Genomic DNA, 21,378 nt, shown 5'->3' on the forward strand with positions numbered 1-21,378 from the left:
AGGGAAGACACCGGGTACAGGCCCGCGAGTCAGCGAGCGGAGCGAGCCAGTGATCACGGGGCCGATGGCTTGTGAGCGGGCCGCCGGTGTCTGGACTGACGAGCAGCGGAACGAGCGAGCGAGCAGCGCAGGAGGGAAGACACCGGGTACAGGCCCGCGAGTCAGCGAGCGGAGCGAGCCAGTGATCACGGGGCCGATGGCTTGTGAGCGGGCCGCCGGTGTCTGGACTGACGAGCAGCGGAACGAGCGAGGAACGAGCGAGCGAGCAGCGCAGGAGGGAAGACACCGGGTACAGGCCCGCGAGTCAGCGAGCGGAGCGAGCCAGTGTCACAGTGCGCTGGAGGTGGCGTCGGGGGTGCTCGATCCGGAGCTGCCCGTGCTGACGCTCGCCGACCTCGGGGTGCTGCGTTCGGTGGAGGAGCTGCCGTCGGGCCGGGTGGTCGTGACGATCACGCCGACCTACACCGGCTGCCCCGCACTCGAGGAGATGCGCGCCGACCTGCGCCGCGGGCTCACCGCGGCCGGCTACACCGACGTCGAGGTGCGGACCGAGCTGAGCCCGGCGTGGACCACCGACTGGATCTCCTCGGCCGGCCGGCAGAAGCTGCTGGCACACGGGATCGCGCCGCCCGCGCACGTCGGGCCGCGGTCCGGGCCGGTCCCGTTGCGGCTGGCGCCGCCCGTGTCGCGGGTGTGCTGTCCCCGGTGTGGCTCGATGGAGACCACCGAGCTGTCCCGGTTCTCGGCCACCGCGTGCAAGGCGCTGCGGCGCTGCGAGTCGTGCCGGGAGCCGTTCGAGCACGTCAAGGAGATCTGAGGTGGCCACGTTCCATGCGTTGCCCGTCGCGCGGGTGGACCGCCTGTGCGAGGACGCGGTGGCGGTGACGTTCGCGGTGCCGGCCGAGCTGCGCGCCGCGTTCGCCTTCGAGGCGGGCCAGTACCTGACGCTGCGCCAGGAGGTCGACGGGGTCGAGGAGCGGCGGTCGTACTCGATCTGCGCGGCGCCGTCGGAGTCGCCGCGGATCGGGGTCCGGCGGGTCGACGGCGGGTTGTTCTCCTCGCGGCTCGTGTCGTCGCTGCGGCCGGGCGACGTGCTCGACGTGCTGCCGCCGCAGGGCCGGTTCACCCCGAACCTGACGTTGCGCGGGCAGCATCACGTGTTCGTGGCCGCCGGGTCGGGGATCACGCCGGTCCTGTCGATCATGTCGGCCGTGCTGGCCGCCGACCCGGCCGGCCGGGCGACCCTCCTGTACGGCAACCGGCGCACCGACACGGTGATGTTCGGCGACGAGCTGGCCGACCTCAAGGACCGCTACCCGGCCCGGCTGCAGCTGGTGCACGTGCTCTCGCGTGAGCCCAGGGACGTGTCGCTGTTCTCCGGCCGGCTCGACGCCGCCCGGCTGTCGGCGCTGCTGGACACGGTCGTCCCGACATCCGATGTGGACCACTGGTGGCTGTGCGGCCCGTACGGGATGCTCACCGATGCCGACGAGGTGCTCACCGCCCACCACGTCCCGCGTGCGCGGACCCATCGCGAGCTGTTCTATGTGGACGAGCCGCCGCCGTCGCCCGCCCGTGCCGACGAGTCCGTGGTGGACGGCCCGGCCGCGTCGGTCACGATCAAGCTCGACGGCCGGGAGACGACGCTCCGGCTGCCCGCGGACACGCCGATCCTGGATGCTGCCCAACGGGTCCGCGCGGACCTGCCGTTCGCCTTCAAGGGCGGCGTGTGCGGCACGTGCCGGGCCAAGGTGGTCTCCGGCAAGGTCGAGATGCGCCGCAACTACGCCCTCGAGCCGCACGAGCTGGCGGCCGGGTTCGTGCTGACCTGCCAGGGCCTTCCACGCTCGGAAGAGGTCGTCGTCGACTACGACGCCTGAGACCGACGCCTGAGACCGACGCCTGAGACCGACGCCTGAGACTTCGGGCAGAGTTCGCCCGGCGGCCATGTCGCCGTTCTCCCGATGGCAGCACGGGTTGCGACGGTCAGCCCGTGCGAGTCGCCATCGTCACCGAGAGTTTCCTGCCGCAGGTCAACGGCGTGACGAACTCGGTCCTCGGCGTCGTCGAGCATCTCTACGAGCGGGGGCACGAGGCGCTCGTGGTCGCGCCCGGGACCATCGGCCCGGACCGGTACCTGCACGCCGACGTGAAGCGGGTCCGCGCGGTGGACCTGCCGGTGATCAGCTCGCTGCCGATCGGGGTGCCGTCGCCGAAGGTCCACGCCGCGCTGTCGGAGTTCGCGCCCGATGTCGTCCACCTGGCGTCGCCGTTCGTGTTGGGCGCGGCCGGGTTGCGGTCGGCGCGCAAGCTGGGGGTGCCGACGGTCGCCGTCTACCAGACCGACGTCGCCGGCTTCGCCGCCGCGTACGGGCTCAAGCACGGCGCCCGCGCCGCGTGGCGCTGGATCCGCCGCTTGCACAGCGGCGCGGACCGCACGCTCGCCCCGTCGCTCGCCTCGGTGGGAGCGCTGACGGACCACGGCGTGCCGCGGGTGCACCGGTGGGCACGTGGGGTGGATGCCGAGATGTTCGCCCCGTGGCACGCCGACCTGCGCCTGCGCGAGCGGCTGGCGCCGGGCGACGAGCTGCTCGTCGGCTACGTCGGCCGGCTGGCACCGGAGAAGCAGGTGCACCGGCTGGCCGCGCTGCACGGGATGCCGGGCGTGCGCGTGGTGGTCGTCGGCGAGGGGCCGGAGGAGCCGGTGCTGCGCACGCTGCTGCCGGACGCGGCGTTCCTGGGCTTTCGCACCGGGCGCCGAGCTCGCCGCGGCCTACGCGAGCCTCGACGTGTTCGTCCACACCGGTCCACACGAGACGTTCTGCCAGGCCGCGCAGGAGGCGCTCGCGTCCGGGCTGCCGGTCATCGCGCCCGACGCGGGCGGGCCGCGCGACCTCGTCGAGCACGGCAGGACCGGGTTCCTGCTGGAGCCGCACGCCGACACCCGGTTCGCCGCCGAGCTGTGGTCCACTGTGGAGCTTCCGCGGCACAAGGCGCTGCGCCGCCGGATCGGTGCGGCGGCCCGGGAGTCGGTGCTGGCCAGGACCTGGCCCGCGGTCTGCGACGAGCTTCTCGGGCACTACGACCAGGTCAGTAGCGCGATGCTGGCCGCATAGCGGTCTGGCGTAGGGTTCGGGCATGCCTCGCGCCGGCCTGGACAAGAACCCACGCGACGTGGCCGAGATGTTCGACGGTGTCGCCAAGGGTTACGACCGGACGAACTCGGTGATGACGCTGGGCTTCGACCGGCGCTGGCGCTGGCTCACCCGCCGCGTCCTCGAGGCCACGCCGGGTGAGCGGATCCTCGACCTCGCCGCCGGGACCGCGGTGTCGACCGTCGAGTACGCGCGGTCGGGAGCCTGGTGCGTCGCCGCGGACTTCTCGATCGGCATGCTGGGCAGCGGCCGGCACCGGGACGTCCCGAAGGTCGCGGCCGACGCCTTCCACCTCCCGTTCGCGACCGGCGCGTTCGACGCGGTCACCGTCACCTTCGGCCTCCGCAACATGAACGACACGGTCGCCGCGCTGCGCGAGATGTGCCGGGTGGTGCGGCCGGGCGGGCGGCTGGTGATCTGCGAGGTGTCCCAGCCGACGTGGCGGCCGATCCGGTGGCTGCACCACAACGTGGTCCTGCGCATGCTGCCGCGGATCACGAAGCCCTTCTCGTCGAACCGCGAGGCGTACGCCTACCTGGCCGAGTCGATGCGTGACTGGCACGACCAGGTCTCCCTGGCGGAGCTGATCGCCGAGGGCGGCTGGGACGAGGTCGAGTGGCTCAACCTCACCTTCGGCGTGGTCGCCCTGCACCGGGCCGTCAAGTCCGCCGCCACTCCTCCCGCGGCGGGCGGGGGATCGCCTGCCACTCGGTGATCTGACGGAGGATCTGGGCCGCGAACACACCGGCCGCGCACAGCAGAACCGTCGTCACCGTGTTCAGCACCGCCGTCTCCCGCAGCGACCTGACGATGTCCTCGTCGCCGCTGAGGTAGAGCCACACGCTGCCGAGGTCGATCGACAGGAACACGAGCCACCATCGCAGCACCCGCGGCGTGCGGGGCAGGTCGGCGACCGAGTGCAGGTCGGCGGGAGTGTCCGGGTCGCTGGTCCGCCAGACGTCGTCGACGACCTGGTACGGGAACCACAGGTTGACCACCGGGCAGATCCAGCCGCCGACCAGCCAGCCGCGGCTCCGCCGGTGTGCCGCGCCGTTGATGAGCTCGGCGTTGCTCCGTGCCCTGGACAGCCACACGACGAATGCCACCCCGGCTGCCACCAGCGTGCACAGGTACAGCACGCCGACGGTAACGCTGATGGAGTCGGCGCGGTTCAGGTCCGCGACCAGGACGCCGGGCCGCGCGGCGACGTAGTCGTCGACGACGCCGTAGCGGTGCCAGTCGGACCAAGCCGAGGCGATGCCGACGAGGCACGTGGCACCGATCAGCGTGGTCGCCGTCGCCGCCGGGCCGCGCAGTGGAGTGAGGCGCGGCGTGATCGGTTTGGGCAGGGTCGGGTCCTGGCTCGTCATGTGATCCCCAGTTCGGCATGTTGTTCGTGTTAACCAGGCATCGCTCGTCGGTGGTTGTCCGTTTCCTCACGCGGCCGGCGCGTGGGGGCCCGATAGAATGGGGCCAGTTCGTGAACGTTTTCACAAGCCCGAGGAGCCGCCGGATGGGCACACCGAGCCGACGCAAGGCTGCGGAGGACGCCGAGGTCATCGTCGTCGGCGCCGGACCTGCCGGGTCGACCGCGGCCACCTACCTCGCCCGGGCCGGGCTGGACGTGCTGCTGCTGGAGAAGAGCACGTTCCCCCGCGAGAAGGTCTGCGGTGACGGCCTCACCCCGCGCGGCGTCAAGCAGCTGATCGACCTCGGCATCGACACCCGCGAGGAGGCCGGCTGGCTGCAGAACAAGGGCCTGCGGGTCGTCGGCGGCGGCGTCACGCTCGAGCTCGACTGGCCCGACCTCGCCACCTTCCCGCCCTACGGGGTCGTGCGCACCCGGCAGGACTTCGACGAGATGCTCGCCCGCACCGCCCAGCGCGCGGGGGCCAGGCTGCTCGAGCAGACCAACGTCACCGGCGCGGTGGTGGACGACCGCTCCGGGCGGGTCGTGGGCGTGTCCGCCAAGGTCGGGCCGGAGCGGTCGCCGGTGACCTACCGGGCGCCGGTCGTGCTCGCGTGCGACGGCGTGTCCGCGCGGCTCGCGCTGTCGGTCGGCCTGGACAAGATCGAGAGCCGGCCGATGGGGGTGGCGGTGCGGCGCTACTACGCGTCGCCGCGCAGCAAGGACGACTACCTCGAGTCGCACCTGGAGCTGTGGGACCGCTCCGGGCCGGAGCCCCGGCTGCTGCCCGGCTACGGCTGGATCTTCGGCATGGGGGACGGCACGGTCAACGTCGGCCTCGGGATCCTGTCGACGTCGAAGGCGTTCGGCAAGACCGACTACCGCGCGCTCATGCGGTCCTGGCTCGACGGCACGCCGGAGGAGTGGGGATTCCGCGAGCACAACGCCACCGGCAAGATCGGCGGCGCGGCGCTGCCGATGGGCTTCAACCGGACGCCGCACTACGCGCGCGGCCTGCTGCTGGTCGGCGACGCGGGCGGCATGGTCAACCCGTTCAACGGCGAGGGCATCGGCTACGCGATGGAGTCGGCCAAGCTCGCCGCCGAGTGCGTGGTCCAAGCCCTCGCCCGGCCGGAAGGTCCCGCCCGGGAGCGTGCGCTGGCGGGGTACCCGGTCGCGCTCAAGCAGGCACTCGGCTCGTACTACCGGCTGGGCAACATCTTCAGCAGGCTGATCGGCAACCCGCTGGTGATGCGCACGGCGACGAAGTACGGCCTGCCGAGGACCACGCTGATGAAGCTCGTGCTGAAGCTGCTGGCCGGCCTCTACGACCCGAAGGACGGCGACGCCTTCGACCGCATGATCACCGCCGCGACGCGCATCGCGCCGAGCGTGTGAGGACGCTCTACCTGGCCCGCCACGGCGAGGCCACCCGCGATCTCACGTCTGTCGGCCGCGAGCAGGCTCACCTGCTCGCGCTCCGGCTGGCGGGCGTGCCGCTGACCGCGGTGCACCACAGCCCGGTCGCCAGGGCCGCCCAGACGGCCGCCATCGTCGCCGCGGCGCTGGACGTCCCGATCGCACCGTCGGAGCTGCTGGCCGACTACCCGCCGTACCTGCCGATGGCCTCGGAGCTGTCGACGGCGTTCGCCCCACGGGCGCTGGCGCACCTCGAGGACTACCCATCCGACCAGCGGTCGGGCGGTCCGACTTTGGGTGCCCGCGTGCTGGCGGAGTTCACCTCTCCGGACGAACGGCACGACCTGCTGATCACGCACAGCCAGATCGTGTCCTGGTTCGTCCGCGCCGCGCTCGGGGCGCCGGAGTGGCGGTGGCTGGGCCTCGACGCCGCCAACGCGGGGCTGACGATCATCCAGTACCGCGACGAGTGGCCACCGTCGCTGGTGACCTTCAACGACCAGTCCCACCTGCCGCCGGAGCTGCGCTGGACCGGCTACTCCGAGGAACGCCGGGGCCGATGGTGACCCACCGTCCTGGCCGGCGACCCGCGCCGGCCAGGACGCCTCGCTCCGGTCAGTCGCACCAGCCCCAGTCGCTGTGGGCGTAGGCGTAGGTTCCGGAGCTGTTCGGGCCGCTGTAGACGTAGCCGCCGTACATCACGCAGGACCCGGGCGCGTAGACGTAGTCGGCCGCGTAGTACGCGAAGTTTCCGCTGTCGTAGGCGATCCTCCCGTTGTCCGCCTCCGCGTACGCGGTGGTCGTGGTCTTCGTGCCGACGTAGGACGACTTCAGCGTGACCACGCAGTTGTTCTTGGTGGAGCTGCTGTAGAGCAGGTAGACCCGGCCCCAGGTCGCGCCCGAGTTGGTCTTCACAGGCATGCTGTTCAACGTGTAGTAGCTGGAACCGCAGACCCCGGTCGGCGTGTACGGGTTGCTCGCCGCGCTGGCCGTGCCCGGCGCGAAGCCGAGCACCGACAGTACACAGGCGACCACGGACGCGACGACGGCGCGTTTCTTCACGATCATGTGCTCCCCTCAGTTCACGGGACCGCGTGGCCCCGGCGCTCGATTAGAACCCGGGAAGCGACCCGGCGAGGGGAGTTCTCCGCAGTTCACTCGATTGCCCTAGCGCGGGCCGCAGACCGTGCCCGGCTCGGCGGCCGTGGCCCGGAGCAGGTCGCGCACCAGGGTGAAGTCGATCTGTTCGGGCGTGCGGAACCGCAGGCGGCCCCTGCCCATGTCGTGCCCGGCCAAGCGCGCGGCGAACGCCTGCCGCACGTCGGTGCGCAGCAGGTAGAAGCTGATGTACCGCTGCTGGCTCGCGAACCCGACCTCGCCCGAGCCGTCCCGTTCGTAGGAGGGCATGCCGTAGGCCATCTTCTCGGTGAAGCCGGTGAGCTCGGCCCGGCACAGGTCGCGTAGCCGGGTCAGCGCCTCGCGGCGGTCGGCGGGCACCTCGGCGAGGTACCCGTCGACGTCAGCCGCCCTGCTCTGCACCATGCGCCCCAGGTTGTCAGCTCAGGCGCTCCAGGACCATCGCCATGCCCTGGCCGCCACCCACGCACATCGTCTCCAGGCCGAACTGCTTGTCGTGCCACTGCAAGGAGTTGACGAGCGTGGTCGCGATGCGGGCGCCGGTCATGCCGAACGGGTGGCCGACCGCGATCGCGCCGCCGTTGACGTTCAGCCTGTCCAGGTCGATGCCCAGGTCTCGGTAGGACGGGATGACCTGCGCGGCGAACGCCTCGTTGATCTCCACGAGGTCGATGTCGTCGATCGTCATGCCGGCCAGCGCGAGCGCGCGTTGGGACGCCTCGACCGGGCCGATGCCCATGATCTCCGGCGACAGCCCGGAGACGCCGGTCGACACGATCCGCGCCAGCGGCGTGAGCCCCAGCTCGGCCGCCTTCGTGTCGCTCATGATCACCAGCGCCGCGGCGCCGTCGTTGAGCGGGCAGCAGTTCCCCGCGGTGACCCGGCCGTCGGGCCGGAACACCGGCTGCAGCGTCGACGTCTTCTCGTACGTCACCCCGGGCCGGGGTCCGTCGTCGGTGTCGACGACCCGGCCGTCCGGCAGCGTCACGGGGGTGATCTCGCGCGCCCAGAAGCCGGCCTTGACGGCCTCCTCCGCCAGGTTCTGCGACCGCACGCCGAAGTGGTCCATGTCCTCGCGCGTCACGCCCTTGGCGAGCGCGAGGTTCTCCGCGGTCTGGCCCATCGCGATGTAGACGTCGGGCACCGAGCCGTCCTGGCGCGGGTCGTGCCACTCGCCGGCGCCCTCCGCGGCCGTCGCCGCGGTGCGCGCCTCGGCCTCGGCGAACAGCGGGCTGTGCGTGTCCGGCCAGCTGTCCGAGCTGCCCTTGCCGAACCGGGACACCGCCTCCACGCCGGCGCTGATGAACGCCGACCCCTCGCCGGACCTGATCGCGTGGAACGCCATCCGGGTGGTCTGCAGGCTCGACGCGCAGTACCGGGTCACGGTGCAGCCGGGCAGGTGGTCGTAGCCCAGCTCGACCGCGAGCACCCGGCCCATGTTGAACCCGGACTCGCCGCCGGGCAGGCCGCAGCCCAGCATCAGGTCGTCGATGTCCGTCGGGGCGAGCTGGGGCACCTGGTCCAACGCCGCGCGCACGATCTGTGCGGCGAGGTCGTCGGGCCGGATGTCCACCAGCGAACCCTTGCCCGCTCGGCCGATCGGTGAGCGTGCAGCGGAAACGATGACCGCCTCTGGCATGGCGCAACTCCTTCGTCAGCGCAGACAGACTGCCTGCCGAGGAGGTTACGCGGGAAGCGGCTGCCAACCCCTGGTCGAGCCGGCAGCATCACACAACGGGGCGAGCAGGACGCTGGCCGCAAGCTCGTAGCCGGCGCCGTTGGGATGAAACCGGTCCGCGCTGAACAGCTCGTCGGGCCGCTGCCGGAACTCCGGCGAGACCAGCGCCGCGATCGACACCGAGCGCACGCCGAGCCGGTCGAGCTCGCGGCGCTGCGCGCGGGCCAGCGCGAGTCCCCAGCGCGAGGCGATCGTGCGCAGCGGCTGCGGGATGGGCTGGATGATGTCGAGATCCGGGCAGGTCCCGACGACCACCGTGGTGCCGGCCCGCATCAGCCGCCTGACCTGCTTGGCCAGCACGGCCGCCGAGGTGCCGACGCGCATCCGGGTGGTGACGTCGTTGCCGCCGACGATGATCAGCGCGAGCTCGGGCGGGGTGATGAGCGCGACGTCGACCTGCTCGTCGAGGTCGGAGGTGCGGGAGCCGCTGATGGCATGGGTGGTCAGCCGGACCGGGCGGCCGGACTCCTCGGCCAGGCCCTTCGCCAGCCGCACCCCGGGCAGCCTGTCCTCGGTCTCGGCGCCCAGCCCGGCCGCGAGCGAGTCACCAAGCATGGCGAACGTGCGGCAGTCGGCCGGTTCGTGCTGGACCGGACCGGTACCGTCCGGCAGGTACACGCCGTCGGCGTTGCGCGGCAGGTCGCCGGACTTGCCGATGATCGTCCGCGCCCGCCTCGACTGGCCGTTGAGCAGGCCGTATGCGGCGCCCGACAGCCCACCGACCGAGCCGGCGCCCAGCATCAGTGCTCGAATGACTCGCATCCCAGCCATCGCCGTGCCTCCCAACCTCCATATAACCACCCGGGTACCGATGAGACGATCGGGCACGGTTCCGGTTCCTCGTTACATCGCTGCCGAGGCGTGTCCCGCAAGCTCCGCCCAAGTGTGTCCCGCGTCACTAGGGTTGGGCTCAAGGTCGACTCGAGCCCGGTAGGCGAACTGCCGTCCGGCGTGGTACGAGCCGCGGTCTAGGCTCGCCCGAGGTGCCGGGGGGCACGTTTCTCAAAAGGAGTGCAGGTGGAGTACGTCGAACATGTGGTCGACCTCGTCGGCAACACGCCACTGGTGAAGCTGAACGCGCTGGCGGAGGGTGTGTCCGCCACGGTTCTCGCGAAGGTCGAGTACTTCAACCCGGGCGGGAGCGTGAAGGACCGGATCGCGTTGCGCATGGTGGAGGCCGCGGAGAAGTCCGGCGACCTCAAGCCGGGCGGCACGATCGTGGAGCCGACCTCCGGGAACACCGGCATCGGGCTCGCCATGGTCGCGCAGCGCAAGGGCTACCGCTGCGTGTTCGTCTGCCCGGACAAGGTCAGCGAGGACAAGCGCAACACGCTCAAGGCCTACGGCGCCGAGGTCGTGGTGTGCCCGACCGCGGTCGCGCCCGAGCACCCGGACTCCTACTACAACGTGTCCGACCGGCTCGTCACCGAGATCGAGAACGCGTGGAAGCCCGACCAGTACTCGAACCCGGAGAACCCGACCAGCCACTACCTGTCCACCGGCCCCGAGCTGTGGCGCCAGACCGACGGGCGGATCACCCATTTCGTGGCCGGCGTGGGCACCGGCGGCACGATCTCGGGCACCGGGCGCTACCTCAAGGAGATCTCCGACGGTCGGGTCAAGATCGTCGGCGCCGACCCGGAGGGCTCCGTGTACTCCGGCGGCACCGGCCGGCCCTACCTCGTGGAGGGCGTCGGCGAGGACTTCTGGCCGGAGACCTACGACCGCGGCATCGCCGACGAGATCATCGCGGTGTCCGACGCGGAGTCCTTCGAGGTCACCCGGCGGCTCGCGCGCGAGGAGGGGCTGCTGGTCGGCGGCTCGTGCGGGATGGCGGCCGCGGCGGCGATCCGGCTCGCCGAGCGGCTCGGCCCGGACGACGTCGTCGTGGTGCTGCTGCCCGACGGCGGCCGCGGCTACCTGTCGAAGGTGTTCAACGACGACTGGATGGCCTCCTACGGCTTCCTGCCGCCCGAGCACTCCGGCGCCACCGTCGGGGATGTGTTGCGGCGCAAGGGAACCGGCGGCGCCATGCCCGACCTGGTGCACGCGCACCCCACCGAGACGGTGGCCGACGCGGTGGCCTACCTGCGTGAGTTCGCGGTGAGCCAGATGCCCGTGGTCAACGCCGAGCCGCCGGTGATGGCCGCCGAGGTCGTCGGCGCGGTCAACGAGCGCGAGCTGCTGGAGGCGTTGTTCACCGGCAAGGCGGCGCTCGCCGACCGGCTGGACACGCACATGTCGCCGCCGCTGCCGACCATCGGCGCGGGTGAGCAGGTGAGCGCGGCGATGGCGGCACTGTCCACGGCGGACGGTGCGCTCGTGTTGCTGGACGGCAAACCCGCGGGCGTCGTGACCAGGCACGACCTGCTCGGATTCCTCGCCGGCCGGTGAAAGTAACGCTTCACCTGGGCCGTTGCCGGCAGTGTGGCGCACCATGCACTAGCGTTGGCGCGGACGCAAGTTGTGACGAACTTTTCGAAGGGGCTGGAACCCGATGAGCGCTCCGCAGCCGCCGAACCAACCGTGGCAGGGCGGCCAGCCACCGCAGCAGGGGGAAGGTGAGCAGCGCCAGGAGCAGCAGCCCGGCCAGCCCCCGCAGGACAACCCGGCACTGTCGGCACCTGGGCCGACGCAGGCGCTCCAGCCGGGACAACCCATGCCCGGCCAGGTCGGCGCCGACGGTGTCGAGCGCACGCAGGCCATCCAGCCCGGCCAGCAGCCCCCCGGTGTCGCCGACGCCGGTGCGACCCAGGTCGTGCAGCCCGGCCAGTACGGCCAGCAGCAGGCCCAGGACGCCGGCGCGACGCAGATGGTGCCGCCCGGCTCCATGCCTCCCCAGCAGCCGCCGTACGCCCCGCCGCCCGGTGCGGATCCGCACGCTCCCGGCGGTTACCCGGGCCAGCCCGGCGGGTTCGGTCAGCAGCCGCCGCCCGGCTACGGCCAGCAGCAGCCGCCGCCGGGCTACGGCCAGCAGCAGGGCGGGTTCGGCCAGCAGCCGCCGCCCGGCTACGGCCCGCCGCCCGGTGGGTTCGCGCAGCAGCAGGGTCTCGGTGCGGGTCCGACCTTCGGCGGTCAGGGCCAGAACACCCAGATGATCGCCTGGGGGATCGCCGGTCTCGTGGCCCTCCTCGGTCTGCTCACCGCCATCTTCACGCTGGTCGACTTCGGCGACATCAGCGACTACTCCGACTTCTACACACCGGAGCTCGCCGACCAGGCCGACGCGCAGGGCGTGAGCATCCCGTCGCCGGGGATGTTGTGGCTGGCCTCGATCGGCGTCCTGGTCGGCGCCCTGGGTGCCATCGGTGGCGGCGTGCTGATCTACCTGAAGCACCAGCTGGCCAGCAAGGTGACCGTGGCTGCCGGCGGAGTGATGCTCGTGTTCGGTGTGTTCTTCCTCATCGTTCAGGGGGATATCACGGACGAGGCCACCGAGAGCTTCAACACCCCGATCTGGGGGCTCGTCGCCGGCATCCTGGTCGGTGGTGCGGGTGCGCTCGGGTTCTTCCCGCAGACCAAGAAGTTCCTCGGTGGCGAGTCGGTGCTCGGCGGTCCGGGTGGACCTGGTGGCTTCGGCGGCCCGCCGCCAGGTGGCTTCGGCCAGCCGCCCCAGCAGGGCTTCGGCCAGCCGCAGGGCTTCGGTCAGCAGCCGCCGCCCCAGCAGGGTTTCGGTCAGCAGCCGCCGCCCCAGCAGGGCTTCGGTCAGCCGCCCCAGCAGGGTGGTTTCGGCCAGCCCCCGCAGCAGGGTGGCCCGCCGCCGCAGCAGTGGTGAGCAGGAGCTGAACGAGACGCCGGTGGGCCAGCCCGCCGGCGTCTCAGTTCTTTGCGGACCCGCCGCGATCGAGGTGCCCTGGCTGGTTGGATGACGGGGTCGATCTCGGGGAAGGAACACCATGGCCTACCCGCAGGGGAACTGGCAGCAGGGCGGCTACTCCCCGCAGACCCCCGGCTATCCGCAGCAGCCGCCGCGCGGGAACCCGGCACCCGCGGTCATCGCGGGCGTCCTCGGGCTCGGGGTCGCCGGCACACTCGGATATCAATGTGTCGACCTGCTCATGGACATCCCGGACGGGTTCTCGCTCCCGGGCCGGTGGACGGCGATGATCGTCGCCCACCTCGTGGTCGTCGCGATCGCGTTGCTCGGCGCGGTGCTCGTGTTCGCGCGGCGGATCGCGGGAGCCTTCCTGCTGCTCGCGGCCGCACTGCTGACCGTGCTCGTGGTGCTCGTCGACCCCGTGCTCGCCAACGGGATCGCGGTCACCATGCTCGGCGCGGCGCCGGACATCAGCGCGACCGGCGAGGTCGGCGCCTACTACGAGCTGCTGGTCGAGTTCGGCAACGAGCAGGCGGTGCTGCGCTTCCTGGCCGCGTGCGTCGCGCTGGTGCTGCTGGTCATAGCGGCGCTGCCGCCGGTGCTGAACTATTTGCGGCGTGCCCCGCGTTGAACCAGGTGCGCGAGCGAGATTCGATTCCCAGATGCTGGGCATACCAGTGAGAGGCAATAACCTGTGACCATGGCAGACGACACGAGCCGCTGGGGCTTCGAGACCCGGGCCATTCATGCAGGTCAGCGACCTGACCCGCGCACCGGCTCGGTCATCGTGCCGATCTACGCCACGTCCACCTTCGCCCAGGACGGGGTCGGGGGCGTGCGCGAGGGTGGCTACGAGTACTCCCGCACCGCCAACCCCACTCGCACCGCGCTCGAGGAGTCGCTCGCCTCGCTGGAGGGCGGCCGGCACGGGCTGGCGTTCGCGTCCGGCATGGCCGCGGCCGACATCGCGCTGCGCGCGCTCACCCGCCCCGGCGACCACGTCATCCTCGGCGGCGACGCGTACGGCGGCACCTTCCGGCTGCTGGACAAGGTCCTGACCCTGTGGGGCGTCGAGTACACCACCGTCGACCTGGCCGACGTCAACGCCGCGCGCACCGCGGTCCGGCCCAACACCAAGGTCATCTGGTGCGAGACGCCCACCAACCCGCTGCTGGCCATCGCCGACATCGCCGCGCTCGCGGACGTCGCAGCCGAGGCCGGCGCGAAGCTGGTCGTGGACAACACCTTCGCGACGCCGTACCTGCAGTCGCCGCTCGGCCTGGGCGCGGACGTCGTGCTGCACTCGACCACCAAGTACCTCGGCGGCCACTCCGACGTCGTCGGCGGCGCGCTGATCACCTCGCACGACGAGTTGCAGGAGCAGTTCGCCTTCCTGCGCAACGCGGTCGGCGCGGTGCCCGGCCCGTTCGACGCGTGGCTCACCCTGCGCGGCGCCAAGACGCTCGCGCTGCGGATGGAGCGGCACAGCGACAACGCCGAGCGCGTCGTCGAGGCGCTCGTCGGTCACCCGAGGGTCACCAAGGTCTACTACCCGGGCCTGCCCGACCACCCCGGCCACGAGCTGGCCGGCAAGCAGATGCGCCGGTACGGCGGCATGGTGTCGTTCGCGGTCGCCGGTGGCGAGGAGGCGGCCTTGGAGGTCGCCGGCCGCACGAAGCTGTTCATCCTGGGCGAGTCGCTGGGTGGCGTCGAGTCGCTGATCGAGCACCCGGGCAGGATGACGCACGCCAGCACCACCGGATCGCCGCTGCAGGTGCCGGGTGACGTGCTGCGGCTGTCGGTGGGTATCGAGGACGGCGCCGACCTGGTGCAGGACCTCCTGCACGCGCTCGGCGGATAGCTCTTACCGGGCCTGGCCGACCGGATCCTGCTTGGTCAGCTCGTTGAGTGCCGGCTCGGCGGGGCCCGGATGGTCCTTCTTGTTCGTCACCGGTGGCAGCTGCGCCGGGTCCAGGCAGCTGTCGACCAGCTCGACCTGCCCGTCGTCGTGCTGGACATAGCGCCCCGGCTCGGTGCAGCCAGCCTGGTGGACGGTGAACACCGCCACGCCGGCCAAGGCCACCGCGGCCAACGACGCTCCCGCAAGCGGGAGAACTCCCGCGACCCGCGACCCGACCGCCATCCTGATTCCCATCCATGCGCTGCTTGCGAACGAGAATACCCGGCCCCGGAAAGTTCTTCGCGGTCGCTTGTCGATCCGCCCGCTCCCCGCTCGACGCGTAGGCAGAAGCCACCCGCCAACCTGGGAGTCGAGAGATGCGCAAGCTCGTCACGGCCGCCGCCGCCGCGTTCGTCGGCACGGCCACCACCGCCGCCACCGTGCTGGCCATCGGCGCGGGGCCCGCCGAGAGCGAGGCCGACCGGCACGGCGGCCGCGGGCATTACGCCGACGTCAACGGCCTGCACATGTACTACGAGGTGCACGGCAAGGACCGCGGCCAGCCGCCGCTCGTCCTGCTGCACGGCGCCTTCTCCGCCACCGGGACCTCCTGGGGCGAGCTGATCAGGCAGCTGTCGAAGAACCGCACGGTGATCTCGGTGGAACAGCAGGGCCACGGGCACACCGCGGACATCGACCGGCCGCTGCGCATCGGCCTGATGGCCCAGGACACCGTGGACCTGCTCGACGAGATCGGGGTCGCGAAGGCCGACTTCTACGGCTACAGCATGGGCGCCGGCATCGCGCTGACCATCGGCGTCGAGCACCCGGAGAAGGTCCGCAAGCTGGTCCTGCAGTCGGTCGCCTTCAACAACGACGGCTACCACCCCGGCCACCTCGAGATGATGCGGCAGATCCAGCCGGAGATGCTCTACGGCAGCACCTTCCACCAGGAGTACCTCGAGATCGCGCCCAACCCCGAGGACTTCGACGCGCTGGTCGGCAAGGTCAAGGACATGGTCAACCACACCCCGGCCGTCGCGCCGGCCGCGATCCGGGCCATGACCGCACCCGTCCTGACCGTCATGGGCGACTCGGACATCTTCCGCCCGGAGCACGCCGTCGAGCTCTTCCGGCTCACCGGCGGCGGCGTCAACGGCGACATCACCGGCCTACCGAACTCCCAGCTCGCGGTCCTGCCCGGCACCTCGCACATCACCTCGGTGCAGCAGGCCCGGCTGCTGCTCACGCTGGTCCCGGCGTTCCTGGACGCCCCGGTCCGCTGACGTCCGCGACCACGGTCCGCGTCCGCGAGGGCGCGGCCCGCGCCCGCTGCGCCACCGGCTCGGCGGCGGCCCGGCCGCGCCGCTCAAGCTGGCGTCCGGCTGCGACCGGCGCCGCACGTTCTGCGCGGTCCCGAGCTTCCGCGGCGCGTTCGTGTCCCGCCGGCCGGACGAGATCGTCGCCGAGGCGGAGTGGCTCGCCGGGCACGGTGTCCGCGAGCTGCTCCTGGTCAGCGAGAACACCAGGTCCTACGGCAAGGACCTCGGTGACCTGCGGGCCTTGGAGAAGCTGCTGCCCCGGATCGCGGCCGTGGTCGACCGGGTGCGGGTGAGCTACCTGCAGCCCGCGGAGCTGCGGCCGGGCCTCATCGAGGCGATCGCCGGCACGCCGGGCGTCGCGCCGTACTTCGACCTGTCGTTCCAGCACGCGAGCGGCACGGTTCTGCGCCGGATGCGCCGGTTCGGCGACCGCGAGCGGTTCCTGGAGCTGCTCGACTCGATCCGGGCACTCGCGCCGGACGCGGGGGTGCGGTCGAACTTCATCGTCGGCTTCCCCGGCGAGACCGACGTGGAGTTCGCCGACCTGTGGGCGTTCGTCGAGGCGGCCCGGCTGGACGCGATCGGCGTGTTCGGCCACTCCGACGAGGAAGGCACCGAGGCCATCGGCTCCTCGGCAAGATCGACCCGGTGCTCGTCGCGCAGCGGGCCACCGAGCTGTCGCTGCTGGCGGACGAGGTGTGCGATTGGCGCGCCGAGGAGCGGATCGGCTCGACGATCGAGGTGCTCGTCGGGTCGACCGGCGCCGGCTGGGCGGCACACCAGGCGCCCGAGGTGGACGGCTCGGTGACGCTCACCGGCGCCGTGCGCACCGGTGACCTGGTGAAGGCCCAGGTCACCGGCACCTACGGGATCAACCCGGAGGCAGAACCGATCTAGGGCACGTCTGACGGATCACCGGCCGCGCGATTCGCGCCCAAGCGGCCCCTGGCTGCGTTGGTCGGCAAGGGCCAAGTACGTCCAGTACGCGGCCCTACCTCCGCCTTGTCAGGAACCACCTGGATCACGAATCGCATCGACCATGATCCGCCAGACGCGCCCTGGCGCCCGTCATGGGAGCTAGAGGTTGCCGCGCCGGTCCTGCTCGCGCTCGATGGCCTCGAACAGGGCCTTGAAGTTGCCCTTGCCGAAGCCGAGCGAGCCGTGCCGCTCGATCAGCTCGTAGAACACGGTCGGCCGGTCGCCGACCGGCGCGGTGAAGATCTGCAGCAGGTAGCCGTCCTCGTCCCGGTCGACCAGGATCCGGTGCTCCTTGAGCATCTCGATCGGGACGCGGACCTCGCCGATCCGGGCCCGCAGCTCGGGGTCGTCGTAGTAGGAGTCAGGGGTGTCCAGGAACTCGACGCCGGCCTCCCGCATCGCCGTGACCGTGGCGATGATGTCGTTGGTGGCGAGCGCGATGTGCTGGCAGCCCGCGCCGCCGTAGAACTCCAGGTACTCGTCGATCTGCGACTTCTTCTTCGCGATCGCCGGCTCGTTGAGCGGGAACTTGACCCGGTGGTTGCCGCTGGAGACGACCTTGCTCATCAGCGCGGAGTAGTCGGTGGCGATGTCGTCGCCGATGAACTCCGCCATGTTCACGAAGCCCATGACCCGGTTGTAGAACTCGACCCAGTAGTCCATCCGCCCGAGCTCGACGTTGCCGACGCAGTGGTCGATGGCCTGGAAGAGCCGCTTGCGCGCCGGCATCGTGGACTCCTTGGCCACGTATCCGGGCAGGTAGGGGCCGGTGTAGCGGGAGCGGTCGACGAGCGTGTGGCGGGTCTCGCCGTACGCCGCGATCGCCGCGCGCCGGATCGTGCCGTGCTCAGGGTGGTCAGGACTGGCGACGTCGTGCGGCTCCTCGACGACGGTCGCGCCCTGGGCCCTCGCGTGCTCGACGCAGCGGTCCACGTCGGCCACCTCCAGCGCGAGGTCGACCACGCCGTCGCCGTGCTTGCGGTGGTGGTCGTGCAGGGGGCTGTCCGGGGCGACGCCGCCGTTGACCACGAAGCGCGCCGAGCCGGACTTCAGCACGAACGACTTGTGGTCGCGGTTCCCGGTCTCCGGTCCCGAGTAGGCGACGAGCCGCATGCCGAACGCGGCCTGGTAGAACCACGCCGTCTGGGTGGCGTTGCCCGCCACGAACACGACGGCGTCCATCGCGCGGACCGGGAACGGGTCCTTCGTCTCGTCGTAGTCGACGAGACCAACGAGCTGCCGCAGCTGGTCGAAGCTGACGTCGTCCAGTTGGCGATCCTGGCCGAGGGTGCCGGTCATGGTGTCCTCCCTGATCACATGGCGGTATCCGCAGCATCCGTCCGTGCGGGCAGGATGCGCAACCGTCACTCGGTTAGGTGAACAATCTGCCCGGTGTGGCGGCAGAACCGCTGAACGGAATGAGGCAGTCTGTGTAGATGAGCGATCCCGAGGAGGCGGTCGACGCCTTGGACGCCCGGCTCTTGTTGCTGCTGTCCGACGAGCCGCGGCTGGGTGTGCTCGAGTGCTCGCGCCGGCTCGGAGTGGCGCGTGGGACCGTGCAGGCGCGGATGGACCGGCTGGAGCGGCGCGGCGTGCTGCGGGGCTTCCCGCCGGAGGTGGACCTGGCGGCGATCGGCTACCGGCTGACCGCGTTCGCGGTGCTGGAGATCGCGCAGGGCAAGCGCATCGAGGTGGCCGAACGACTGTCGGCGATCGACGAGGTGTGCGAGGTGCACGCGACGACGGGGGAGGGAGACCTGCTGGTGCGGATGGTTGCCCGGTCGAACGCGGACCTGCAGCGGGTCATCGACGAGGTGGTCGACGTGCGCTGGGTGCAGCGCACGTCGACCTCGATCGCGTTGTCCACGCCGATACCGCCGCGGGTGCGGCCACTGCTGGAACGGGTCGCCGGAAGGCCGGAGACGGCGCCCTCCTGACATCGGATGTCCCGCGGGCGCCGGTACTCACTTGCCACCAGAATGCCGGAAACGACGCCTTTCAGGACGTCGAGCGTCCGGAAGACGTCGTCGATGGCAGGTCAGCCGGCGTACGGAACCGCCTTCACCAGGGTGACCTTCTGGGTGTTGCCGTTGGGCAGTTCGTAGGAGCGGGTCTCGCCTTCCTTGGCGCCCAGCAGGGCCTTGCCCAGCGGCGACTCGGGCGAGTACACCTCGAGCGCCCCCTCCGCGCCCTCCTCGCGGGTGGCCAGCAGGAACTTCTCGGTGTCGTTGTCGCCCTCGTAGCGAATGGTGAGCACCTTGCCGGGCTCGGCGAGCCCGTCGTTCCGGGGCGCCTCGCCGACCTTGGCGTTGCGCAGCAGCTCCTGCAGGTGGCGGATGCGGGCCTCCGCCTGACCCTGCTCCTCACGGGCCGCGTGGTACCCCCCGTTCTCCTTGAGGTCCCCCTCCTCGCGGCTCGTGTTGATCTTCGCGGCGATTACCGGGCGATTCTCGACCAGCTCGTCGAGCTCTTGCTTGAGCCGGCCGTAGGCCTCCTGGGTCAACCAGGTCACCTGGGTGTCGCTCACGGTCACCAACTCCTCGCTCATACTTCCGAGTCCCGCGGATTCGGGTCGGTAGTTCCCGGGCGGCGGCGAACACCCGGAACGGAAAAACACGGCCCGCCAGGGGCCGTGCAGGTAAGACAGGATATCACGAAAGGTCCGATATCCTTGTCCGATTTGCCTTATTCGCCGGCGACCATCCCGCGGTTCACCCTGATGGCGGCAGGTCCGTGGACAGGTATGCCGGGACCTGATAGGAGCAGCCGAAAACGTCGGCGGTGACCGGTTCGTCGCCCGACTCGATCACCGTGGTGACCCGCACGGCCTTCGGTCCGGGCGGGATCAGGACCTCCTTGCGGCCGCCCTCACTGCCGTTGAGCCCGCGGGTGCGCACGATGCACACGGCCGCCCGCTCGGGGGTGTCGCGGGTGACCTCGAAGGTGAACCGCATCGCGTCGTTCGGGAGGTTCTCGAAGCTGACCTGCTGGGTCTCGATCGGCGCGGTGCCGAGGTTGACGTAGCCGACCCACGCGATGACGCCGCCGAGCAGCACCGCGCAGGCACCGAGGATCCAGTACGTGCGCCGCGACGTCTTGCGAGGTCGGGTGCCGTAGCGGTCCTCCAGCAGCGTTCCGCCGGATGCGGTCATGCTGGCCCTCCCGCCTGGATTGTCGGTCCCGCCGGGAACAATGCACCCGGCCGACTTGGTTCGAATAGCCAGGTTGAGTATCCGGCAGGCGCGTGGCGGGTGCCTGCCTGGGGTGAGGCGCACGGGAGGACGAGAAGGATCATGGCGGAGAAGCTGCGGCTGATGGCGGTGCACGCGCATCCGGACGACGAGTCGAGCAAGGGTGCGGCCACCATGGCCAAGTACGTGGCCGATGGCCACGAGGTCATGGTGGTCACGTGCACCGGCGGCGAGCGGGGCGACATCCTCAACCCCGCGATGGACCGGCCGGACGTGCTGGAGAACATGAACGAGTTCCGCCGCAAGGAGATGGCCCGCGCGGTGGAGATCCTGGGGGTCCGGCACCACTGGCTGGGCTTCGTCGACTCCGGGCTGCCCGAGGGCGACCCGAAGCCGCCGCTGCCCGAGGGGTGCTTCGCGCTCGTGCCGCTCGAGGAGTCGGTGCCGCCGCTGGTCGAGGTCATGCGTGAGTTCAAGCCGCACGTGGTCATCACCTACGACGAGAACGGCGGCTACCCGCACCCCGACCACATCCGGTGCCACGAGGTGTCGGTGGCGGCGTTCGACGCGGCGGGCGATCCCGACCGGTACCCGGAGGCGGGCGAGCCGTGGACGCCGCTGAAGCTCTACTACTCGCACGGGTTCTCGCGCATCCGCATGCAGGCGATGCACGACGCGCTGCTGGCCCGCGGCCTGGAGTCGCCGTACACCGAGTGGCTCGAGAAGTGGGACGAGGAACGCGGCGACGTGGTGAACCGGGTGACGACCCGGATCGAATGTGCGGAATACTTCGAGAAGAGGGACGCCGCGCTGCTCGCGCACGCGACGCAGATCGACCCCGGCAGCCGGTGGTTCGCCGTGCCGTTGGAGGTGCAGCGTGACGTGTGGCCGTACGAGGAGTACGAGCTGGTGCGGTCCCTCGTGGACACGACACTGCCGGAGGACGACCTGTTCTCCGGGATCAGCGAGAAGGTAAGTGCATGACACTGCTTGGGTCCGACCCGGTCGCCGACACGGTGGCCATGGTCGCCCAACCACCGTCCACGCAGGACGACCCTGGTGGTCAGGGCGAGGACTTCGGCAAGTCCTCCCCGGTCGGCCTGCTGGTCCTGCTGCTCTTCTTCGTCGCGGTGGCCTTTCTCGTTCGCTCGATGACCAAGCACCTCAAGCGGGTGCCGGCCAGCTTCGACCCGGCCGAGCAGGCGGAGCCGCCTTCGGAGCGGCCCGCGGAGGACACGGAGTCGGAAACGGCGCCACCGTCGAACGGAGACCAGAAGGACTCCTCCGACGGCGGCGCCTCCGAGCGCTGAGCC

The 21,378-nt window shown here is 71.0% G+C and carries 23 protein-coding genes and 2 pseudogenes; 16 read left to right on the forward strand and 9 right to left on the reverse strand.

Annotated elements, in window-relative coordinates; translation table 11 throughout:
- Nucleotides 1-355: 355 nt before the first annotated feature.
- The 5 genes and pseudogenes from paaD (at nucleotide 356) to GEV28_RS26625 (ending at nucleotide 3,870) form a co-directional block, all read left to right on the forward strand.
- Nucleotides 356-817, forward strand: a complete 462-nt coding sequence (paaD, locus tag GEV28_RS26605) for a 1,2-phenylacetyl-CoA epoxidase subunit PaaD (protein WP_291414962.1) — start codon at nucleotides 356-358, stop codon at nucleotides 815-817.
- A 1-nt stretch (nucleotide 818) separates the two neighbouring features.
- Nucleotides 819-1,880 carry a 1,2-phenylacetyl-CoA epoxidase subunit PaaE gene (paaE, locus tag GEV28_RS26610; RefSeq protein ID WP_291414963.1) on the forward strand — a complete coding sequence of 354 codons (1,062 nt, stop codon included), beginning with the start codon at nucleotides 819-821 and terminating at the stop codon, nucleotides 1,878-1,880.
- 161 nt (nucleotides 1,881-2,041) lie between these two features.
- A pseudogene (locus GEV28_RS26615) lies at nucleotides 2,042-2,467 on the forward strand (glycosyltransferase); the annotation flags it as partial.
- 52 nt (nucleotides 2,468-2,519) lie between these two features.
- A complete protein-coding gene (locus GEV28_RS26620; protein ID WP_291414986.1) occupies nucleotides 2,520-3,116 on the forward strand; it encodes a glycosyltransferase in 597 nt (198 codons plus the stop codon).
- Nucleotides 3,117-3,138: 22 nt separating this feature from the next.
- Nucleotides 3,139-3,870, forward strand: coding sequence for a demethylmenaquinone methyltransferase (locus tag GEV28_RS26625; protein WP_291414964.1), 732 nt, complete (start codon nucleotides 3,139-3,141; stop codon nucleotides 3,868-3,870).
- Here GEV28_RS26625 and GEV28_RS26630 read toward each other — a convergent pair.
- Nucleotides 3,815-4,525, reverse strand: a complete 711-nt coding sequence (locus GEV28_RS26630; RefSeq protein WP_291414965.1) for a DUF4328 domain-containing protein — start codon at nucleotides 4,523-4,525, stop codon at nucleotides 3,815-3,817. The two genes, GEV28_RS26625 and GEV28_RS26630, sit on opposite strands and share 56 nt — an antisense overlap.
- 143 nt (nucleotides 4,526-4,668) lie before the next feature.
- On the opposite strand from GEV28_RS26630, the gene GEV28_RS26635 reads away from it, so the two are divergent.
- Both GEV28_RS26635 and GEV28_RS26640 read left to right on the forward strand, forming a co-directional pair.
- A complete protein-coding gene (locus tag GEV28_RS26635; protein WP_291414966.1) occupies nucleotides 4,669-5,961 on the forward strand; it encodes a geranylgeranyl reductase family protein in 1,293 nt (430 codons plus the stop codon).
- Nucleotides 5,958-6,548: a histidine phosphatase family protein gene (locus tag GEV28_RS26640; RefSeq protein WP_291414967.1), complete on the forward strand. Its 591-nt coding sequence runs from the start codon at nucleotides 5,958-5,960 to the stop codon at nucleotides 6,546-6,548. The genes GEV28_RS26635 and GEV28_RS26640 overlap by 4 nt, the downstream gene beginning before the upstream one ends.
- Before the next feature lie 49 nt (nucleotides 6,549-6,597).
- On the opposite strand, the gene GEV28_RS26645 is transcribed toward GEV28_RS26640, so the two are convergent.
- From GEV28_RS26645 to GEV28_RS26660, 4 genes are all read right to left on the reverse strand, one after another.
- A complete protein-coding gene (locus tag GEV28_RS26645; RefSeq protein WP_291414968.1) occupies nucleotides 6,598-7,050 on the reverse strand; it encodes a hypothetical protein in 453 nt (150 codons plus the stop codon).
- A gap of 99 nt (nucleotides 7,051-7,149) precedes the next feature.
- Nucleotides 7,150-7,524: an iron chaperone gene (locus GEV28_RS26650; RefSeq protein WP_291414969.1), complete on the reverse strand. Its 375-nt coding sequence runs from the start codon at nucleotides 7,522-7,524 to the stop codon at nucleotides 7,150-7,152.
- Between the two features lie 13 nt (nucleotides 7,525-7,537).
- Nucleotides 7,538-8,758, reverse strand: coding sequence for an acetyl-CoA C-acetyltransferase (locus GEV28_RS26655; RefSeq protein WP_291414970.1), 1,221 nt, complete (start codon nucleotides 8,756-8,758; stop codon nucleotides 7,538-7,540).
- Between the two features lie 45 nt (nucleotides 8,759-8,803).
- Entirely contained in the window at nucleotides 8,804-9,619 is an 816-nt protein-coding gene (locus tag GEV28_RS26660; protein WP_291414971.1) for an SGNH/GDSL hydrolase family protein, read from the reverse strand.
- Nucleotides 9,620-9,874: 255 nt separating this feature from the next.
- On the opposite strand from GEV28_RS26660, the gene GEV28_RS26665 reads away from it, so the two are divergent.
- The 4 genes from GEV28_RS26665 to GEV28_RS26680 all read left to right on the forward strand — a co-directional run bounded on the left by GEV28_RS26665 (nucleotide 9,875) and on the right by GEV28_RS26680 (nucleotide 14,535).
- Nucleotides 9,875-11,251, forward strand: coding sequence for a cystathionine beta-synthase (locus GEV28_RS26665; RefSeq protein ID WP_291414972.1), 1,377 nt, complete (start codon nucleotides 9,875-9,877; stop codon nucleotides 11,249-11,251).
- Between the two features lie 103 nt (nucleotides 11,252-11,354).
- Entirely contained in the window at nucleotides 11,355-12,632 is a 1,278-nt protein-coding gene (locus GEV28_RS26670; RefSeq protein WP_291414973.1) for a hypothetical protein, read from the forward strand.
- 121 nt (nucleotides 12,633-12,753) lie between these two features.
- Nucleotides 12,754-13,305: a hypothetical protein gene (locus GEV28_RS26675; protein WP_291414974.1), complete on the forward strand. Its 552-nt coding sequence runs from the start codon at nucleotides 12,754-12,756 to the stop codon at nucleotides 13,303-13,305.
- Nucleotides 13,306-13,374: 69 nt separating this feature from the next.
- Nucleotides 13,375-14,535 carry a cystathionine gamma-synthase gene (locus tag GEV28_RS26680; RefSeq protein WP_291414975.1) on the forward strand — a complete coding sequence of 387 codons (1,161 nt, stop codon included), beginning with the start codon at nucleotides 13,375-13,377 and terminating at the stop codon, nucleotides 14,533-14,535.
- Nucleotides 14,536-14,538: 3 nt separating this feature from the next.
- Here the strand turns inward: GEV28_RS26680 and GEV28_RS26685 are convergent, their stop codons facing one another.
- Nucleotides 14,539-14,829 carry a hypothetical protein gene (locus GEV28_RS26685; protein WP_291414976.1) on the reverse strand — a complete coding sequence of 97 codons (291 nt, stop codon included), beginning with the start codon at nucleotides 14,827-14,829 and terminating at the stop codon, nucleotides 14,539-14,541.
- A 122-nt stretch (nucleotides 14,830-14,951) separates the two neighbouring features.
- Between GEV28_RS26685 and GEV28_RS26690 the strand changes: the two genes are divergently transcribed.
- A complete protein-coding gene (locus GEV28_RS26690) occupies nucleotides 14,952-15,860 on the forward strand; it encodes an alpha/beta fold hydrolase (protein WP_291414977.1) in 909 nt (302 codons plus the stop codon).
- A 28-nt stretch (nucleotides 15,861-15,888) separates the two neighbouring features.
- Nucleotides 15,889-16,793 (forward strand): annotated as a pseudogene (locus GEV28_RS26695) (radical SAM protein); the annotation flags it as partial.
- A 180-nt stretch (nucleotides 16,794-16,973) separates the two neighbouring features.
- Here the strand turns inward: GEV28_RS26695 and hppD are convergent.
- Nucleotides 16,974-18,173, reverse strand: coding sequence for a 4-hydroxyphenylpyruvate dioxygenase (gene hppD / locus GEV28_RS26700; RefSeq protein WP_291414978.1), 1,200 nt, complete (start codon nucleotides 18,171-18,173; stop codon nucleotides 16,974-16,976).
- A gap of 137 nt (nucleotides 18,174-18,310) precedes the next feature.
- Between hppD and GEV28_RS26705 the strand changes: the two genes are divergently transcribed.
- A complete protein-coding gene (locus GEV28_RS26705) occupies nucleotides 18,311-18,811 on the forward strand; it encodes an Lrp/AsnC family transcriptional regulator (RefSeq protein WP_291414979.1) in 501 nt (166 codons plus the stop codon).
- A gap of 101 nt (nucleotides 18,812-18,912) precedes the next feature.
- On the opposite strand, the gene greA is transcribed toward GEV28_RS26705, so the two are convergent.
- A complete protein-coding gene (gene greA, locus GEV28_RS26710; protein WP_291414987.1) occupies nucleotides 18,913-19,410 on the reverse strand; it encodes a transcription elongation factor GreA in 498 nt (165 codons plus the stop codon).
- A gap of 175 nt (nucleotides 19,411-19,585) precedes the next feature.
- The gene (locus tag GEV28_RS26715; RefSeq protein ID WP_291414980.1) at nucleotides 19,586-20,026 is read right to left on the reverse strand and encodes a DUF4307 domain-containing protein; all 441 of its coding nucleotides are present in this window, start codon (nucleotides 20,024-20,026) and stop codon (nucleotides 19,586-19,588) included.
- Nucleotides 20,027-20,167: 141 nt separating this feature from the next.
- Here GEV28_RS26715 and mca point away from each other — a divergent pair, with 141 nt between their 5' ends.
- Both mca and GEV28_RS26725 read left to right on the forward strand, forming a co-directional pair.
- Complete coding sequence (gene mca, locus GEV28_RS26720; protein WP_291414981.1) at nucleotides 20,168-21,049, forward strand: mycothiol conjugate amidase Mca; 882 nt, start codon at nucleotides 20,168-20,170, stop codon at nucleotides 21,047-21,049.
- Between the two features lie 38 nt (nucleotides 21,050-21,087).
- Nucleotides 21,088-21,375: a hypothetical protein gene (locus GEV28_RS26725; protein ID WP_291414988.1), complete on the forward strand. Its 288-nt coding sequence runs from the start codon at nucleotides 21,088-21,090 to the stop codon at nucleotides 21,373-21,375.
- Nucleotides 21,376-21,378 lie beyond the last annotated feature (3 nt).

Source organism: Actinophytocola sp., from assembly GCF_009379765.1.
Classification (GTDB): domain Bacteria; phylum Actinomycetota; class Actinomycetes; order Mycobacteriales; family Pseudonocardiaceae; genus Actinophytocola.